General features: G+C 67.5%; 2 protein-coding genes. Both read right to left on the bottom strand.

Going from position 1 to position 1,798, the window contains the following annotated elements; translation table 11 throughout:
* A partial coding sequence (locus MKK82_RS00155) for a porin (protein ID WP_243984189.1) occupies positions 1-162 on the bottom strand: 162 nt, incomplete at its 3' end.
* A 1,256-nt stretch (positions 163-1,418) separates the two neighbouring features.
* Positions 1,419-1,798, bottom strand: a 380-nt coding sequence (locus MKK82_RS00145; RefSeq protein WP_243984187.1) for a tellurite resistance TerB family protein, incomplete at its 5' end; no start/stop codon positions are given.

Genomic DNA, 1,798 nt, shown 5'->3' with positions numbered 1-1,798 from the left:
GTCGGTGCCGGGAATGTAGAAGAAGCCGGCGCCGTAGGTGGAGCAGACGCGGACGTACTCGATCGGAACCGCCTTCTTGACCGGCAGGTCGGCGGCGTGCGCGGCGCCGACCGCCGCGAAGGCAGCGGCGGACCCGAGCAGCGAGCTTTTCAGGAATCTCATCGACAACCCCAATTCTTCGAGACCCACAGCGCAGCGTCGTCCGGTTGTTCGGACTGGCGCGCGATTGTTCTTGGTTTTTGTCCGCATCTTGCCGGCGAACTTACGTGCCAACGACCTTGTCGCGTCGTTTGAGGCTAAATGGCGCGAAAGCCAGGCTAATCGCAATTGGATTATATCGCCTCGATACACGTTTTCAGGTCATGTTGCCTGAAGACAACGTTATCAGACAACGAGTTTCCGTATGTTTCCGAATAAAATAGGGGGCTAAGAGCTAATTTATCAGGCCACAAACCCGTGATCTGCTGAAGAACATGCAGCCTGATTGGGAGGTTTGCTCAACCAGGGCGCGCATTGCCCGCTTCGGGAGCACATTGACGGTGCCGTCGCGTCGGCGCCAGACACGTTTGTCGCGGTGCCGGGGCGCTGTCGCGGCTCCCCTGCGGGTCCACCGACGACGCCGGAAATGACTGGCGTCGAGCCGGGTCTTCGCCGCGACCCCCACCATGCGCCCTCTCATTTGCCCAGTTTGCGGGTTGATAGGCCCGCGCGAGCGGTCGGGTCAGGCATGCGACGGCAGGATCAGGGCTGTGCGCCGGCCACAGGTAAGCGGCCCTGTTCGAGCCTGACCGGCGCCCCACCGCTACGCTTTTTCCACCATCGCCGGCACGCCGCCGCCACCCTGCCGATCCGGCCCGACCACCGCCTTTTCCCATCGACTGGGCGCAGCGCTCGGCCGTGATCCGGTGCGGCCGAGCCAAAGGCGGCCGCGCGGGCTGCGGACGGCCGCACCGGCGGATGATCTACCACCTTCGGCGATGGCCGCTGATGGAACGCCGCGGTCGATCGCCGGCGCGACGGATGAGGCAGGCGGATCGAGCGGGGGATGGGAACCGGCATCCCGAGCCGTGTCCGGCAAACCCGCGTGGGGCCAGCCGCCGCCCCTCGAGACCACGACACCTCGAACGATCCGGAGGCCAACCCCGCGGCCTTCTGCCAGCGCTGCCACAGGATCCACGGCCGGCCGGAGCCTCGGAGGCCGCGCTGGCGCATTCTGTTCCGGCGGAAGGCGATCGGCGACCCGCTCGGCAGACCCGGTCCCTGAGATGACGGACGAAGCTCTGTCCGCCACGACGGTAATCCCGCCTCGGGCGGACACGTCACCGACACCGCCTTGACCCCCTCCCTCGCCGCCGGCCGTGGCGGGCCAGAGCACAGCGCGCTCTGGCTGCTGATCGCCCCGCTGACCGACGACGGACTCACGTCGGCCGGTGCGGCCGCGTCGACCGAACCGGCACCGCTTCGAGCAATCCTGCCTTGTCCACCAGCAGGGCGGCGGCGATCTCAGCCAGCGCGACGTGCTCGATCTCGGCGATGCCGTCGTGATCAGCCACATCGGTCGCCACGAGGAACACGCCCTCGCGCTGCTCTGCGGGCCGACCGGCAATCGCCGCAACCCGACGCAGGTTGTCCGCTCGCCCGGCCCGGGTGCGCGCCCGGCCGATCGCCTCGTACAGCGCCTCCTCCAGCATCAGGACGTCGTAGCCCTTCTCCAGGATCGGACTGGCCATCACGCCGGTCAGCGCGGTTTCGAACTCCGCACCCGCGACCTCGCCGTCAGCGACGATGACGTTGGCCG

The sequence above is a fragment of the Methylobacterium sp. E-046 genome, from assembly GCF_022829625.1.
In the GTDB taxonomy this organism is placed as follows: domain Bacteria; phylum Pseudomonadota; class Alphaproteobacteria; order Rhizobiales; family Beijerinckiaceae; genus Methylobacterium; species Methylobacterium longum.
The sequence above is the reverse complement of the archived record's forward strand: the minus strand, read 5'-3'. Positions and strand labels throughout refer to the sequence as shown.